Origin of the sequence: Actinomadura vinacea (assembly GCF_039532545.1) — a bacterium.
GTDB classification, from domain to species: Bacteria; Actinomycetota; Actinomycetes; order Streptosporangiales; family Streptosporangiaceae; genus Spirillospora; species Spirillospora vinacea.
Genome location: NZ_BAAARW010000050.1, coordinates 75,106 through 90,736, shown reverse-complemented (window position 1 = coordinate 90,736; position 15,631 = coordinate 75,106). Strand labels below are relative to the sequence as shown.

Below are 15,631 nucleotides of genomic sequence, written 5' to 3'. Positions count from 1 at the left end.
CTTCAGGACCAGTTGGGATGGCCGATCATCCCCTTGCCCGGCCCGAACGGCCGGTCCCCGGTGCCGTCGACACGGATCGTCCGGATCTCCGGGGACTCGTAGCTTCCGCGGGCGTAGCAGATCCACTTGCCGTCGCGCGACCAGGCGGCGTCCATCTCGTGCCGGTCGCCGGTGGTGAGCCGCCTGGCGCCGGAGCCGTCGGCGTTCATGACCCAGACGTGCCCGTTCGGGTACGGGCCGCGGGTATAGGCGATCTTGGTCCCGTCCGGGGACCATTCGGGGTCGACCGCGCGCACGCCGTCCCGGCTGAGCCGGGTCCAGGGAGCGCTGGGGTTCCGCGGGTCGAGCGTGTAGATCTGCTCGGTGCCCGCGCGTTTGCTCCAGAACGCGAGCCGGCCGGTGGACGACCACATCGGATCGTCCTTGTCGGCGGGGTCGTTGGTGAGCCGGCGCGGCTCGGTCTCCCCGATCGTGATGGCGTAGATCTGGCGGACGCCTCCGTCCCGGCGCATGAAGGCCAGCTGCCGCCCGTCCGGCGACCAGGTGACCCGGCCGCCGGAAAGCCCGCCGGTGACCCGCTGGGCGTCGCCGCCGTCGGCGTTCATCACCCATGCCTCGGTGCGTCCGCCGGCCGTGCGGGTGAACGCCACCTTGTTCCGATCGGCCGGGGACCGTTCCGGGAGGGTGTCGCACGCGTCCCCGGGCAGCAGGGTGACCGGCGCGGCCTGGCCCGGGGTGTACGTGCCGATGTCGGCGTGGCATTCCTTGGGCCACCCCGCCTTGGTGTCGATCCGGACGAGCATCGGCTCGATCGGAGGACCGCCGGCTTTCTTGGCGGGAGGCCGCGCGGTGCCCGGGTCGTCCCCGAGCCGCGACAGAAAGAACCCGCCCCCGGCCAGCAACACGGCCACGGCCACACCGGTGATCGCGGGACGCCGCCCCCTGGCCCGTCTCGGCGGTGGCGGGACCCGCACGCCCCCGACCAGCGCCGGATCGGTGATCGTTTCAGCGGCCGGACCGGTGCTCCCATCCACGCCCGCGGCACCGTCCGGCTGGGGCGGCCCCGAAGCCCGCGAGCCTGAGCCGGTCAGCGGTGCCGGGGAGACCTCCTGCGGCACAGCCCCACCAGTCCCCACCCTCTCCCCCCTGACCGCGCCCTGCGGCATGCCCGCGGGCGGCGATACGGCCGCCCCTCCCCGGGTGCTCGCGCTCTGGGAGGGGGGCGGCGCGCCCTGTGGCATGGGCATGCCCGGTGAGAGGGGCGTCCCTTGCGGCGGAGGTAGGGGCCAGGAGTGGCCCAGGGTTGTGGTCACGGCTGCTTCGTTTGCTCCGCCGCCTACCAGGCTTAGGAGGAGGTCTTGGGCGCTTGGGCGGGTCTCGGGCTCCTTGCTCAGGGCGGCTTTGACCAGCCGGGCCAGGGGTCCGGTCAGGGTTCCCAGTTCGGGTTCGCCGTGCAGGGCGCGGCCGACCATGACCTGCAGGGAGCCCCGGCCGAACGGGTTGCGGCCGTTCGCGGCGTACGCCACCAGGCAGCCCCAGGCGAAGATGTCGACCGCCGGGGTGATCTGGTGGGTGAGGATCTGCTCGGGCGCGATGTAGCCGGGGGTGCCCACGATCTGGCCGGTCTGCGTGTGGGACGTGGCCATGTCCAGGGCTCGCGCGATCCCGAAGTCGATCACCCGCGGACCGGAGATGGACAGCAGCACGTTGCTCGGCTTGAGGTCGCGGTGGACGAGCCCGGCGGCGTGGATGGCGACCAGAGCGGCGGCGACGCCCACCGCCACACCGTGCAGCATGCCTGGGGAGAGGGTGCCGTTATCGCCGATGTACCGGAGCAGCGACGGGCCCTCGATGTACTCGGTGACCATGTAGGCCAGGCCGAGGTCCTGGCCGTGGTCGAGTACCTGGGCGGTGCAGAAGGAGGCGACGCGTTCGGCGTTGCGGCATTCGTCGTTGAAGCGGGCCACGAAGGCGCGGTCGCCGGCCAGCTCGGGGCGGACCACCTTCACGGCGACGGGACGTCCGTCGGTGCCGTGGCCCAGGTAGACCGCGCCCATCCCGCCCTCGCCGACCTTGGCGTCGAGTTCGTACGGACCCACCCGAGTCGGGTCGTGGGGCTGCAGTTCGCGCAGCGCCCCCGGGCCAGGTCGGCTCTCCATCGGCGTCACCTTCCACCGGTCGGCCGCCTGGACGGAACGGCGCATGAACCCACCCTCCCCAAACGATGGCAGAGGCCGGGGGCCGTCGGCGGCGGATGCGCAGGCCAGAAGAGGTCAGAATTCCCCCGAACCTACGCCGGTCTGGCAAAACGCCGGTCAGCCGGTGATCATGTCCAGTCGCCGGAGGATCACGCCCTCGCGCAGCGCCCAGGGGCACACCTCCAGCTCGGCCGTGCCGAACAGGTCCATCGCGGCGTCGGCGACGATGGCCCCGGCGGGGAGCTGCGGCACCCGCCGCTCGGAGACGCCCGGCAGTTCGGAACGTTCCCCGGGCGGCATCAGGGCCAGTTTCCCGGCCCATTCGGTGACATTCTCATGGCGCAGCACCCGCCGCGCGTACGGGCCCTCCGCCGAGGGCGCCGCCCCGGCGATCCGGGCCAGCTGCTTGAACGTCTTGGACGTGGCCACCGCGTGGTCGGGCGGCCCGTACCGGGCGACCTCGCCGACATGGCGGGCGATCTCCGCGCGGACGTGGCGGCGCAGCTTGCGCGCCTCCTCGGCGGGCACCGGGTCGGAGGTGAACCAGTCGCGGGTGAGCCGGACAGCGCCCAGCGGCAGCGAGATCGCCACGTCGGGCTCCTCGTCGAGGCCTCCCGCGACCTCCAGCGAGCCGCCGCCGATGTCGACCACCAGCAGCCTGCCGGAGGACCAGCCGAACCAGCGCCGCACCGCCAGGAAGGTCAGCCGGGCCTCCTCCGCGCCGGACAGCACGGTGATGTCGACCTGCGCGCTCTCCCGGATGCGCTGCAGGACCTCCTCGCCGTTCTCGGCGTCGCGGATGGCCGAGGTGGCGAAGGCGACCAGGTCCTCCACGCCCTTGTCCTCGGCGACCTGCAGCGCCTTCTCGACGAAGTCGTGCAGCAGGCGCTCGCCCTCCGCCGACAGCCGGTCGCCGTCCTCGAGATGGGCGGCCAGCCGCAGCTCCGCCTTGTGAGAGAACGCCGGAAGCGGGCGCGCACCGCGGTGCGCGTCCACAACCAGGAGGTGCACCGTGTTCGAGCCCACGTCCAGTACGCCGAGTCGCATGGGCATGACGCTACCGAACGCAGGATCACTACGAAGCAGACACACCCGACCACAGGGTCATAACCCGACGGACACCCTCAATCCGGCCGCGACCACACGGAACCGAGACCGCACCGCCGGGCGCCTCCCGCTAACGTTGGGATCGTGAGCGATGAGGCCGGAGAAGAGCGGCGCTGGCGCGTCCCGCACGGGCACGTGGTGCTCAAGGCGGCCGCGACCGCCGCGTTCGCGCTGGTCGCGCTGCTGTCGCGGGACGACCGGCCGTTCCTGCTGCTGACGGTGGTCGCCACCGTGGGCCTGGCCGCGCTGGCGCTGCGCGACGTGCTCGCCCCGGTACGGCTCGCGGCCGACGCCGAGGGGGTGACAGTGGTCGCCGGGTACGCGGCGCGCCGCCGGGTGCCGTGGCCCGCGGTGGTCGCGATCCGCGTGGACGAGCGCCGCCGCCTGCTCCTGCACACCCGGCTGCTGGAGATCGAGACCGCCGGCGACCTCTACTTGCTCAGCGCCTACGACCTCGGCGAGGAGGTCGAGGACGCCGCTGCCGAGCTGGAGCGCCTCCGCACCCGCGCCGATCTTTGACTTCCGGTCCGGGGTTAGGGTCACCTAACATCTAGCCGGGAGAACCGATCGAGCGAGGCGCCGCTTCATGCGAGACACCTTCTGGGGCATGCCGCTGTGGCTGGGCCTCCTGGTCGCCGTACTGATCATCTTCGTGCGGGGCCAGGTCTACTACTGGATCGGCCGCGGCCTGGGCGAGCGGATCTACACCTCCCGGGCGGGCCGGCGGATCGGCGCGGAGCGGCTGCGCAAGGTGGAGCGCCTGGTCGCCCGGCGCGGGGCGGTCGCGGTGTTCGGCGCGCACTGGGTCGCGGGGCTGCGCCACGCCATCCCGATCTGCGCGGGCGCCATGCGGATGCCGTTGCCGCGCTACCTGGCGGCCTCCGCGCTCGGGTCGCTGCTCTGGACGCCGCCGTGGGTCGTCGGCGGCTACGCGGTGGTCTGGGGCTGGCTGGAGATCTTCGGCCGCTCGCCGGGGGCCGCCGCGGCGCTGGTCGCGGCCCTCGGCGCCCTGATCGCCGGGCTCGTCGTCGTCCGCCGCCGTCGCCGCGCATCGGACGGCCCCGTCGAAACCGACCGGGATCAGGCGGGAAGCTCCTCGTCCGCGTCGGGGTAGGAGCTCTGGGCGCCCGGCCTACGCACGGCGGCGGCGCCCACCCGGGCGGCGTACCGGGCGGCGTCCGCGAGGTCGTCGCCGCGGGCCAGGCGCAGGCACAGCGCCGCGGTGAAGGCGTCCCCCGCACCGGTGGTGTCCACGGCCTCCACCTTGGGCGAGGAGACGGCGGTCACTCCGGCGGCGTCGGCGACGAGCGCACCGTCCGCGCCCAGCGTGATCAGCACCGAGCGCGGGCCCCGGCCCAGCAGTTCCTTGGCGAGGTCGGCGGGCCCGCCCCGGTGGCCGAGCAGGAAGGCCGCCTCGTGCTCGTTCACCACCAGCGGGTCGCACAGGGCGAGGAGGCCGTCGGGCAGTGGCGCGGGCGGCGAGAGGTTGAGCACCACGCGCGCTCCCGCGTCCGCCGCGGCGCGGGCGGCGGCCTCCACCGTCTCGATCGGGATCTCGAGCTGGAAGGAGACGACCGAGGCGGCGGCGAGCATCGGCCGGGCCCGGTCCACGTCGGCGGGGACGAGCCGGGCGTTGGCTCCCGGCGACACGATGATGCTGTTGTCACCGCCGGGGTCGACCGTGATCAGCGCGACGCCGCTGGGCCCTTCGGTGACCAGCAGATGGGACAGGTCCACGCCCGCGCCGGCGAGGGCGGCCCGCAGCAGGGCGCCGTGGCCGTCGTCGCCGACCCGGCCGAGGATGCCGACCCGGCCGCCGAGCCGGGCGGCGGCGACGGCCTGGTTGGCGCCCTTGCCGCCCGGATAGGTCGCCAGGTCGGACCCGAGCACCGTCTCGCCGGGCGCGGGACGGCGCCGCACGCCGATCACCAGGTCGGCGTTGACCGATCCGACCACGACCACTTCATGTGCTTGCGACACTGAGTCCCCCCGCAGGATCTCGGCCATCATGCCGGACCGCTCCCTTCCTTCTCGCCGCACGAGCGGCGCACCACCAGCCGGGCCGTCAGCACCACCGACGCCACCGGCCGGTCCTCGATCCGCTCGGCCAGCGCCCGGACCGCCCGCCGGCCCAACTCCTGGACGGGCTGCGCGATCGCGGTGACCGGCGGATCCAGATGCGTGAACCAGGGCAGGTCGTCGTAGCAGGCCAGCGCCACGTCATGCGGGATCCGCAGCCCCCGGGCCCGGATCTCGTCGAGCGCGCCGAGCGCCATCAGGCCGTCCCCGACGAAGATCACGTCCGGGGGTTCGGGGAGGTCGAGCAGCCGCGCCGCGCCGGCCTGCCCGCTGCCGGCTCGAAAGTCCCCGGCCTCCAGGTAGCGGTCGCGGACCGGCAGGCCGCACGCCCGCATCGCGGCGGTGAACGCCTCGGTCCGCTCCCGCCCGGTGGACAGCAGCGCCGGCCCGGAGATGGACGCGATCCGCTCGTGCCCGAGGTCGCGCAGGTGCCGGACGAGCGCGGCGATGGCCCCGGCGCCGTCGGCCCGCACGGTGGGCACCTGCAGGCCGGGCAGCGTGCGGTCGAGGAACACCAGCGGCAGGCCGTCGCGGACGGTGCCGCGCACCAGCGGCGTGATCTCGGCGGTGGGGCACAGCAGGAGGCCGTCCACCCGCTGTTCCAGGAGGGTGCGGACGTAGTGGTCCTGCCGGTCGGGACGCTCGTCGGCGTTGCCGATCACGATGGAGTAGCCGAGCGTGCGGGCCTCGTCCTCGACGGCGCGGGCCAGTTCGGTGAAGAACGGGTTGAGGATGTCGCCGATGACCAGCCCGATGGTGCGGGTGGCGTCGGTGCGCAGGGAGCGGGCGACCGCGTTGCGCCGGTAGCCCAGCTCGGCGACCGCCGCCAGCACCCGCTCGCGGGTGGCGGGGGTGACGGTGGGGCTGTCGTTGAGGACGCGGGAGACCGTGGCGACGGACACGCCGGCCCGTCGTGCCACGTCCTTCACGCTGGTCATCCAGGCCTTTTCGGGTGATCGATCACGTCTTTGTAAACGATTACACGAGGCCGGCCCCTCCCGCAACTCCCGTCAGTACGGAGTGAGGGCGGAGAGATCGACCACCTCGGCCAGCTCCTCCACCGAGGTGTAGTAGCCGCGCCCGACGAAGGCCCCGCCGTCGGTCACCAGGAAGGCCGCGTCCACCCCCTCCGGAATCCCCATATAAGAGGCCCATACGCGATGCGCGCCCACCAGCCGCACCGCCGAGACCCGGACCTTCCCCGGCCCGGACCAGCGAGTCCCCTCCCCCTGCCCTTCCCTCACCCGATCAACATTACGAAGCGTGATGGATTCGCTACACCATGGCCTGGTATAGCGTTATCCGCCGTGGGCGAGGTGCATGAGACCCGACTGGCGCGCCGGGTGGCCGATGCCGCCGACACCCTGCTGAGGCGCTCGCACTCGGTGTCGGCCATCGAGGTGTTCCAGCAGATCGGCTGGCTGCCGGGCCCGCGCGTGGACGAATGGCGCCAGGGGCGGCTCGACCCGCTCGAAGCGGCCATGACCGTGCGGCACGACAAGATCTCCACCGCGCTCCGGGCGCTGCGCGCCTGGGCCGAGGAGAAGGGCCTGGAGCCCTCGGAGGCCGCCTACATCGCCGCCACCCGCGACCGCCGGACGCTGCGTTTCACGATGCGTGCGGATGAGGAGGCCGACCGCGCGTACCGCACGCACTGGATCTCCCCCGACCTCACACCCGCGCGCCGCGAACGCCTCGCCGCGCGGCGGAACCAGGCACCCGACCTGGTGGCGGTGCTCCCTCTCAAGGACTGGACCTGCGCGTCCTGCCACGGCACCGGCGACATGCTGGTCATGGAGGACGCCGAGCCGCTCTGCCTCGCCTGCGCCGACATGGACCACCTGGTCTTCCTGCCCGCCGGGGACGCGGCGCTCAGCCGGCGTGCCAAGAAGGAGAGCGGGCTGTCGGCCATCGTCGTCCGGCGCAACAGGCGCCGGTACGAGCGGCGCGGCATCCTCGTCGAGGAGGAGGCGCTGGCGCGCGCCGAGGAGCAGTGCCTGGCCGACGAGGACGCGCGGGCCCGCCGCCGCGTCCGCGACCAGGAGCGCCGCGCGCACCAGGACGTGGAGTTCCAGGCCCGGATGGCGGCCGAGATCCGCCGGCTGTTCCCCGGTTGCCCGGCGGAACGGGCGAAGGCGATCGCCGAGCACGCGGGCCTGCGCGGCAGCGGGCGGGTCGGCCGTTCGGCGGCGGGCCGGGAACTGGACGAGAACACCCTGCTCCTCGCCGTCGCCGCGTCGGTCCGGCATCTGGACACCGACTACGACGAGCTGCTGATGTCGGGCGTCCCGAGGCAGGAGGCCCGGGCCCGGATCCGCACCGGCGTGGACGCCGTCCTGGACCGCTGGCGACAAGGATGACGGAGATTTGGAACCGCACAGCATGGCCTGCCGCCCCTGTTCTGTGAGCAGGTGCGGCGCCGTGGGGGCGGTCGGCTGGGCCGCGCGGCGGCCCAGCCGACCTCAAGGACATCGAGGCTGACCGTCTACTTCCTGCCGGCGAGGTACTCCGTGCGGGCGACGATGGCGGTGTCGGGGTTGTCGCTGAACAGGCCGTCGATGCCGGTCCGGTAGAAGAGGTCGTACTCCTTGAGCGCCTGGCCGTACGCGCCGGGCGCGGTGCCGTTGCGCAGGTCGGCGGGCAGGAACTGGTTCTCGTTGCGGAAGGTGTACGGGCAGACCTTCAGCCCGGCGGCGTGCGCGTCCTTCACCAATGAGGTCGGGGTGCCGATCGTCCCGTCCGCCTTGTTGGGGATCACCCGGGTCTTCTCGGGGCCGATCCAGTCGGCGTAGGTGCTGATCTCCTTGAGCCCGGCCGGGGTGACCATGTCGTCGAAGGTCGGGCCCTTGCCGGCGGCGACGGTGTCGTACGGTGCGCCGGAGGTGGAGATCGCCTGGAGGACGGGGACGCTCAGCGCCTTGTCGAGCGTGCGCAGGCTGGTCGGCTCGAACGACTGGACGATGGCGCGGCCGTCGCGGTGGTCCAGCCCGTTCCGCTTGAGGGTGGCGATCAGGGTGTTCTCCAGCGGCAGCCCGATCGAGCGGAAGTAGGTGGGGTGCTTGGTCTCGGGGAAGACCCCGACGCGCCGGCGGCGCTCGCCGCCGAGCCGCTTGGCGAGGTCGATGACCTCCTGCAGCGTCGGGACCTGGTAGCGCCCGTTGTAGAGGGTGTTGTGCCGGCGGACGTCGGGAAGGCGCTCGACCGCGCGCAGCGTCTTCAGCTCGGCGAGGGTGAAGTCCTCGGTGAACCAGCCGGTGACGTTCTTGCCGTCGACGGACTTGGTCTTCTTGCGGTTCGCGAACTCCGGACGGCTCCCCACGTCCGTGGTCCCGCCGATCTCGTTCTCGTGCCGCGCCACCAGCTGACCGTCCTTGGTCGGGACGAGGTCGGGCTCGATGTAGTCGGCGCCCATCTGGACGGCCAGCTCGTATGAGGCCAGGGTGTGCTCGGGACGGTAGCCCGAGGCGCCGCGGTGCCCCAGCACGATCGGCGCCGCCTTCCCGGCGGGCTCGGCGGGCGCGGTCGCGGGTGCGGCGGCGGCCGGGGCCGCGACCGCCAGCAGGGGCAGCAGGACGGCGGCGGCCCCCAGCAGCGCGGGCGTGCGCCGTGTCCCCCTCGTCGTTCCACCGGCGGACATGTCGGCTCCTCTCCCGCGGCGTCGCCGGACGACCCTCGCCGGAAGATCACCGCGCGCCCGGAAACGTACCGAGCGGAGCGCGCCGGGGCCAGGAGGTGTCCGATGACGGCCCGGCCAACCTTGATCGTCGGGTGGGTGAACGCGTACGACGGCACCGGGATTTACAGGTCCTTTGTCGTGAAAAGAGAACATTGACCTGCGGTTTCGCATCGGATCCTCCATCACGTTCTCCATCCCGGAGAACCGTCCAAGGAGGAACGATGAAGAGGTTGGGACTCTCCTACAACCACAGCCAGGCGGTGGCCAGGCTGCGCGCGATGACCAGGAACCACAACCAGGGCGTCGCCAAGATCAGCCAGAACCACAGCGAGACCCTGGTCTCGCCGCGGCCGGCCTCGGACCGGGTGCGGTGAGGTGACGGCGGGCGCGCTCCGGGGGCTGGTGCCGGTCCTGCCGCGCGGTGCCTGGGTGGTGCTGTCGGCGAACGGGCTGTCGGCGATCGGCAGTGGGATGACCCTCCCGTTCCTGGCGGTCTACCTGCACACGGTCCGCGGGATCGACCTGCGGTTCGCGGGGCTGGCCGTGGCGACGGGGCCGGCCGGCAGCCTGGTGGGCAATCCGCTGGCCGGGCGGCTGGCCGACCGGCACGGCCCGCGGAACGCGCTCGTCATCGGGCTCGTGGTGGCGGCCGCGGGCACCGCCGCGATCGTCGGCATCGGATCCGCGTGGCAGGCCTTCGCGGCTTGCGCGGTGGCCGGTGCGGGCCTGGGGATGATCTGGCCTTCGGAGGACACTCTGCTCACCCGGACGGTTCCCGCCGCGGCCCGTGACTCGATGTTCGGGGTACAGAACTGCGTCTCCAACACCGGCTTCGCCGCCGGAGGGCTGCTGGCGGCCCTGGTCGCCGACGTGGCCAGGCCCGCGTCGTTCACCCTGCTGTACCTGTTCGACGCGGTGACGTTCCTCGTCGCCATCGGGCTGCTCCTGCGCGTGCGGGAGCGGCGCGCGCCGGCGGCCGAGCGCCGTCCCGGCGGGTACGGGCAGGTCCTGCGGGACCGCGCGTTCCGCCGCCTGTGGCTGCTCGGAGCCGTGCTGATCGGCGCGGGGGTCGGGCAGTACGCGGTGACCTTCCCCGCGTTCGCGACCGGCACCGGCGGCATCAGCACGCGGGCGCTCGCGCTGGCCTTCGCGGCCAACACCCTCACCGTGGCGCTGCTCCAGCTGCCCGCGCTGCGGATCCTGAGCCGCCACGGACGCACCACGGCGCTGCGGGCGCTGTCGCTGGCCTGGGCCGCCGCGTGGGTGGTCACCTGGCTGTCCGGACAGGTCGGCGGATCGCTCGCGGTGGCCGGGTTCGTGCTGGCGATGATCCTGCTCGGCGTCGGGGAGACCCTGCTCGCCCCGACACTTCCCGCGATGGCCAACGACATGGCGCCCGAACACCTTCGCGGCCGCTACAACGGCGCCTTCACCTTGGCCTTCACCTGCGGATTCCTGGTCGGTCCCACGCTCGGCGGGCTGGCCCTGGACGCGGGTCAGGTCCTGTCCTACTTCAGCGTCCTGGTGGCCGCGTGCGCGGTGGCGGCGTGGCTGGCGGGACGGCTGGTTCGCGAACCCTCGCGCACACCCTCGGAGGCACCCGCATGACGACCCTTCTCGACCAGGCCCTCGACCGTCGCGAGGCGGGCGACCTGGACGGCGCGCTCGCTCTCGCCCGCCGTGCGCAGGCCCGGGCGGCAGGGTCCGGCGGCTTCGCGGAGGCGCTGCTCGTCCAAGGCCGGCTGCACCTCGACCGGGCGGAGCTCGCCGAGGCGGAGCGAACGCTCCTGCATGCGCTGCGGACCTCCGGCGGCGACACCGTCGTTCACCTCCACGCCCGGAACGCACTCGGCGATGTCCACCGCGCAGGTGGACGGTACGAGGAGGCGGCGGCCCTGTTCCGCGAGACCGTCGCGCTCGCCGAGACCGAGCGCGGTCCCGACAGCGTGGAGGTCGCCGAGGCCCTGAACGGGCTGGGCGTCACCGGCAAATACTCCGGAGACTTCGCCACCGCCGAGGCCGTCTACCTGCGCGCGCTCGCCATCCTCGAACGCACCCTCGGCGCCGAGCATCCCGACGTGGCCGGCGTCCAGCACAATCTGGGCGGCCTGGCGCACGCCCGCGGCGACTACGCCGCGGCCGAAGGGCCCGCGCGCCGCGCGGTCGAGATCCGGGAGCGCGCCCTCGGCCCCGGCCATCCGGACGTCGCGGCCGACCGCGCCGCGCTCGCGCCCATCCTGGACGCCCTCGACCGGCCCCAGGAGGCCGAGTCCCTCCTCCGCCAAAGCCTGGCCGCGTTCGAACAGTGCTACGGCCCCGGGCACCCAGAGGTCGCCGTCACCCTGCACAACCTCGCCGCGATCGCGCAACGGCGCGATCCGGCGGAGGCCGAGTCCCTCTACCGGCGCGCGATCGCGAGCAAGGAAGACCATTTCGGCCCGGACCATCCCGACCTCGCCGTCAGCCTCAACAACCTGGCCCTCGTCCGCAACGAGCGCGGCGACGACGGCGAGGCCCTGGAACTGCTGGAGCGCGCCATCGGCATCCTCGTGCCCGCCGTGGACTCCTGCCATCCGACGCTGGACGCCTGCCGCGACAACGCGGAACGGCTCAGGACAGCACGGGCCAGGACCGAAATGGCGGGATAGAACATCTCCTTCACCCCGCGTTGCACTCATGGTCGACTGTTCCTTCCACCGACCTCAATAACGTGATCTGCACTTGATGTGTGGACTTTTCACGCAGGTCGTTCATGACGGTTACGGGGCTGGCTCCCATGGCCGCGTTCGTGCCCGCGGCGCGGCGATTCTCGTCCCAGCGCCTGGCCGACCCCTTCGAACTCGGGGTCGCCTCGGGGGATCCGGCCCACGACGGGTTCGTTCTCTGGACCAGGCTCGCCCCTCGCCCGCTTGCGGAGGACGGGCTGGGCGGGCTGCCGTCGTCGGAGAGCGGCATCGAGGTGGAATGGCAGGTCGCGGAGGACCAGCGGTTCGCACGGATCGTCCGGACAGGCCGGTCCACTGCGCGGCAGGCCGGCGGGGGCAGCGTGCATGTGGAGGTGAACGGCCTCCCGCCGGGACGCGAGTACTTCTACCGTTTCCGGGCCGGCGGGCACGTCTCTCCAGTGGGACGCACCCGCACGACTCCGGCGCCCGGTGCGCTGACGCCGCTGACCTTCGCCGCCGCCTCCTGCGCCTACTACGAGCACGGGTACTTCACCGCGTACAGGCGCATGGCCGAGCAACACCCCGACCTGGTGGTCCACCTGGGCGACTACATCTACGAGGATTCCGCCGAGGACAAACCGCAGGCGCTTCCCATCGTGCGCAGGCACATCGGCGGCACCTGCCGGACGCTGGCCGACTTCCGGCTGCGCCACGCCCAGTACAAGACCGACCCCGACCTGCAGGCAGCGCACGCCGCCGCCCCTTGGGCAGTGGTCTGGGACGACCACGAGGTCGAGAACAACTGGGCGGGCGACAACCCCGGCAAGCAGACCCCCGGCTTCCCTTCGCGCAAGCAGGCCGGGTTCCGCGCGTACTACGAGAACATGCCGCTGCGGCGGTCCGCGCTTCGTCGCAACGGGCGCATGCGGCTGACCCGCAGGTTGTACTGGGGAGACCTCGCGGCGTTCCACATGCTGGACACCCGGCAGTTCCGTGCCGACCAGCCCTGCGAGGACGGCGTGCGCACCGGCTGCGACGACCGGCTGGAACGGCGCCGCACCCTGCTCGGCGACAGCCAGCTCGAGTGGCTGGACGCGGGGCTGCGCGGCTCGCGCGCCCGCTGGAACGTCCTGGCACAGCAGATCTTCCTCGCCCAGCGCGACCACCGGCTCGGCCCCGGCCTGGAGGTCGCGATGGACGGCTGGGACGGCTACGCGGCCGAACGGCAGCGGCTCACGAACTCCCTGCTGGCCTCGGGGGCGCGCAACCCGGTCGTCCTGACCGGGGACGTCCACGTCGCGCACGCCAACGAGCTGCGGGCCGACTTCGACGACCCCGGCTCGGCGCGGGTCGGGATCGAGGTGGTCGCCAGCTCGGTCGCCAGCGACGGCGACGGCTACCACGACCCGGTGGCCAATTCGGCGGTCCGCGCAGAGAATCCGCATATCGCCTACATCGACCAGCGGCGGGGCTTCGTGCTGGGCAAGGCGGGGCCGGGTGAGCTGCGCGCCGAGTTCCACACCGTCCCGCGCATCACCCGCGAGGGCGCGCCGGGCTCGGTCTCGGCGAGCTTCACCGTCCCGGACGGCGCCCGCTCGCTCGGGAACGCCTGACCTCAGCCGAACGAGTAGCCGAGGAGCCCGCGCACCTGCAGCGGCACCACCGTCACACCGGGCACCACGCCGCGGGCGCCCGGCCCGGTGACGCGCGCGACCGCGCCGCCGTACCCGGCCGCGCCCGGCGCGCCGACCATCAGCCCGCCGCGGTGGACGGCCAGCGACCAGCCGAACTGCCCGTCCGGACCGAGCGGCGACCCGATCGTCACCGCCTTCCGCCCGGTCAGCCCGCCGCCGTCCGCGCCGCGCAGCACCCGCACCGTGCTCCGGCCGGGGGCACCGACCGCGAGGTCGTCGATGCCGTCCCCGGTCAGGTCGCCGGCCGCGAGCCCGGCGCCGAACCGGTCATAGGGCCCCTTCCGCCCGCGCCCGGTCCACGTCCCGCCGGTCTGCCGGAGCGCGGCGCCGTCCAGCACCTGGACCGCGCCCTCGCTGTAACCGGTGGAGGCGCCCTCGCCGTCGTCCTCGCCGGGGACGCCGATCGCCAGCTCGTCCCGGCCGTCGCCGTCGAAGTCCCCGACGGCGAGCGCGGACCCGAAATGGTCGAGCCGCTCGGGTTCGCCGCCGATGCCCGGTTCGTCCTGGGAGAGGTAGTCGGCGGTCCGGGCCACCGGGTCGAGCACCGTCACCGAGCCCTGGCCCTTGGGCCCGTCGCCCGGTGCGCCGGCCGCGATCTCCGCCGCGCCGTCGCCGTCGAGGTCGCCGGCCGCCAGCACGCTGCCGAAGCCGTCGGTCTCGGCCGGGGACTGCCCGACCCAGCCGGTGCGCTGCGTGACGACCGGCCCCGGGCGCAGCCCGCGCCCGTCCAGACCGAAGACCGCGACACCGCCGCCGCCGTCCAGGCCCGGCACGCCGACGACCAGCTCGTCGTCGCGGTCGTCGTCGAGGTCGGCCGCGCTGAGGGCGGCGCCGAACCGGTCGGTCCCGTACCGGCGGTCCAGGTCGCGCACCGTCAGCGTGCGGTCGGGACGCAGCCCGGCGGGCGAGCCCAGGAAGATCCGCACCGCGCCCTGCCCCTCCGCTCCGGGGCGCCGCTCGCCGAACACCTGGTCAGGGACGCCGACGGCCAGATCGGCGCACCGGTCGCGGTTGAAGTCCCCGACCGCCAGCGCAGCGCCGAAACCGGCGCCCGCCCCGGGCTGATCGGGCGCGAGCCAGGAGGGCGCGCCCTCGTCCTCGTAGCGGACGGCGACGGTCCCCGCGCGGGACCGTCCGCCGACGGTGGCGTAGGGCGCCCCGACGACCAGATCGGCGGCCCGGCAGGGACCCGCGGCCCGCGCGTCCGCGACCGGCAGCGCCCGGACCCGCGGAACGGGGACGGGACCGGTGATCAATGGGGCCGAGGCGGCGGAGACGCCCATCAGCGAGAGCGCGGCGAGCAGCCGGAGGCGCGGGCGCCGGCGGGAGGCGATGCACACACCGGGACCGTCCCCGGCGCATGGAACGCTTGATCACCCGCGGGGTGGCCGCGGAGTGAAGGTTGGGTTCACCCTACGCGGCGACCACTTCGTAGCCGACCTTGTGCTCGTCCAGGTCGTGCAGCGCCTCCGCGGGCGCGCCCGCGTCCACCAGAACGCGGTCGAACGCCGACAGCGGCGCGAGCCGGTGCAGCGCGACCCGGCCGAGCTTGGAGTGGTCGAGCATCAGCACGGTGCGGGCCGCTGAGGCGATCATCGCCCGTTTCACCCACACGATGTGCTGCTCCTGGTGGTGGGCGTAGCCGCCGGAGACCGCCGAGGTGGACACGAAGCACAGGTCGACGCTCAGCGACTCGACCGCCTCCACGCACGACACCCCGAGGAACGACTCGTGCAGCGGGTCGTAGTCGCCGCCCAGCCCCATCAGCCGGATCCCCGGCGCGTCCGAGAGCAGGTTGAGGCCCTCCAGGAAGTTGGTGACGACGGTCAGCGGGGTGATCCTGGGCAGCAGCCGGGCCAGCGCCAGCACGGTGGTGGAGTCGTCCAGCATCACCGCCATGCCCGGCTCGATCAGCTCCAGCGCCCGCCGTGCCACCGCCTCCTTCTCCGCCAGCATCGACTTGCGGCGGAAGGTCACGTTGCTCTCGAACACCCCGGACGGCTGCGCCGTGACGCCGCCCCGGAACTTGCGGACGACGCCCTGCCGTTCCAGCTCGTCCAGGTCGCGGTGGATCGTCATCAGGCTGACCTCGAACCGCTCCGCGAGGTCGGCCGCGGTGGCCGACCCGGCCGAGAGCACCTGCTCCGCGATCGCCTCCTGCCGCGAGGCCGGCCCGCGCCGCACGCCGTCCTTTGCCATTCCCCCATTCTC

15 protein-coding genes are annotated in these 15,631 nt (G+C 73.4%); 7 read left to right on the top strand and 8 right to left on the bottom strand.

Annotated elements, in window-relative coordinates; all coding sequences use genetic code 11:
• Nucleotides 1–2: 2 nt before the first annotated feature.
• Together ABD340_RS47050 and ABD340_RS47045 are read right to left on the bottom strand one after the other, a co-directional pair.
• Nucleotides 3–2,204 (bottom strand): protein kinase domain-containing protein, encoded by a 2,202-nt coding sequence (locus tag ABD340_RS47050; protein ID WP_344598636.1) that lies wholly within the window; start codon nt 2,202–2,204, stop codon nt 3–5.
• A 111-nt stretch (nt 2,205–2,315) separates the two neighbouring features.
• Nucleotides 2,316–3,245 (bottom strand): Ppx/GppA family phosphatase, encoded by a 930-nt coding sequence (locus ABD340_RS47045; protein WP_344598635.1) that lies wholly within the window; start codon nt 3,243–3,245, stop codon nt 2,316–2,318.
• Between the two features lie 144 nt (nt 3,246–3,389).
• Between ABD340_RS47045 and ABD340_RS47040 the strand changes: the two genes are divergently transcribed.
• The gene (locus ABD340_RS47040; protein WP_344598633.1) at nt 3,390–3,824 is read left to right on the top strand and encodes a PH domain-containing protein; all 435 of its coding nucleotides are present in this window, start codon (nt 3,390–3,392) and stop codon (nt 3,822–3,824) included.
• Between the two features lie 67 nt (nt 3,825–3,891).
• A complete protein-coding gene (locus ABD340_RS47035; RefSeq protein ID WP_344598632.1) occupies nt 3,892–4,419 on the top strand; it encodes a DedA family protein in 528 nt (175 codons plus the stop codon).
• Here ABD340_RS47035 and ABD340_RS47030 read toward each other — a convergent pair.
• From ABD340_RS47030 to ABD340_RS47020, 3 genes are all read right to left on the bottom strand, one after another.
• A complete protein-coding gene (locus ABD340_RS47030; protein ID WP_344598631.1) occupies nt 4,386–5,315 on the bottom strand; it encodes a ribokinase in 930 nt (309 codons plus the stop codon). The two genes, ABD340_RS47035 and ABD340_RS47030, sit on opposite strands and share 34 nt — an antisense overlap.
• Nucleotides 5,312–6,322, bottom strand: coding sequence for a LacI family DNA-binding transcriptional regulator (locus tag ABD340_RS47025; RefSeq protein ID WP_344598630.1), 1,011 nt, complete (start codon nt 6,320–6,322; stop codon nt 5,312–5,314). The genes ABD340_RS47030 and ABD340_RS47025 overlap by 4 nt, the downstream gene beginning before the upstream one ends.
• A 72-nt stretch (nt 6,323–6,394) precedes the next feature.
• A complete protein-coding gene (locus ABD340_RS47020; protein WP_344598629.1) occupies nt 6,395–6,628 on the bottom strand; it encodes a hypothetical protein in 234 nt (77 codons plus the stop codon).
• A 63-nt stretch (nt 6,629–6,691) separates the two neighbouring features.
• Between ABD340_RS47020 and ABD340_RS47015 the strand changes: the two genes are divergently transcribed.
• Complete coding sequence (locus ABD340_RS47015; RefSeq protein WP_344598627.1) at nt 6,692–7,744, top strand: DUF2293 domain-containing protein; 1,053 nt, start codon at nt 6,692–6,694, stop codon at nt 7,742–7,744.
• A 125-nt stretch (nt 7,745–7,869) separates the two neighbouring features.
• Here ABD340_RS47015 and ABD340_RS47010 read toward each other — a convergent pair whose 3' ends face one another.
• Nucleotides 7,870–9,021 carry a glycerophosphodiester phosphodiesterase gene (locus ABD340_RS47010; protein WP_344598625.1) on the bottom strand — a complete coding sequence of 384 codons (1,152 nt, stop codon included), beginning with the start codon at nt 9,019–9,021 and terminating at the stop codon, nt 7,870–7,872.
• A 260-nt stretch (nt 9,022–9,281) separates the two neighbouring features.
• Between ABD340_RS47010 and ABD340_RS47005 the strand changes: the two genes are divergently transcribed.
• From ABD340_RS47005 to ABD340_RS46990, 4 genes are all read left to right on the top strand, one after another.
• Nucleotides 9,282–9,434 carry a hypothetical protein gene (locus ABD340_RS47005; protein ID WP_344598624.1) on the top strand — a complete coding sequence of 51 codons (153 nt, stop codon included), beginning with the start codon at nt 9,282–9,284 and terminating at the stop codon, nt 9,432–9,434.
• Between the two features lies 1 nt (nt 9,435).
• Complete coding sequence (locus ABD340_RS47000) at nt 9,436–10,668, top strand: MFS transporter (RefSeq protein WP_344598623.1); 1,233 nt, start codon at nt 9,436–9,438, stop codon at nt 10,666–10,668.
• Nucleotides 10,665–11,708 carry a tetratricopeptide repeat protein gene (locus ABD340_RS46995; protein ID WP_344598621.1) on the top strand — a complete coding sequence of 348 codons (1,044 nt, stop codon included), beginning with the start codon at nt 10,665–10,667 and terminating at the stop codon, nt 11,706–11,708. The genes ABD340_RS47000 and ABD340_RS46995 overlap by 4 nt, the downstream gene beginning before the upstream one ends.
• A 104-nt stretch (nt 11,709–11,812) precedes the next feature.
• The gene (locus ABD340_RS46990; RefSeq protein ID WP_344598619.1) at nt 11,813–13,339 is read left to right on the top strand and encodes an alkaline phosphatase D family protein; all 1,527 of its coding nucleotides are present in this window, start codon (nt 11,813–11,815) and stop codon (nt 13,337–13,339) included.
• 2 nt (nt 13,340–13,341) lie between these two features.
• On the opposite strand, the gene ABD340_RS46985 is transcribed toward ABD340_RS46990, so the two are convergent.
• Nucleotides 13,342–14,760 carry an FG-GAP repeat protein gene (locus ABD340_RS46985; RefSeq protein WP_344598618.1) on the bottom strand — a complete coding sequence of 473 codons (1,419 nt, stop codon included), beginning with the start codon at nt 14,758–14,760 and terminating at the stop codon, nt 13,342–13,344.
• 73 nt (nt 14,761–14,833) lie between these two features.
• Nucleotides 14,834–15,619, bottom strand: coding sequence for a DeoR/GlpR family DNA-binding transcription regulator (locus ABD340_RS46980; protein WP_344598617.1), 786 nt, complete (start codon nt 15,617–15,619; stop codon nt 14,834–14,836).
• Nucleotides 15,620–15,631: the final 12 nt, after the last annotated feature.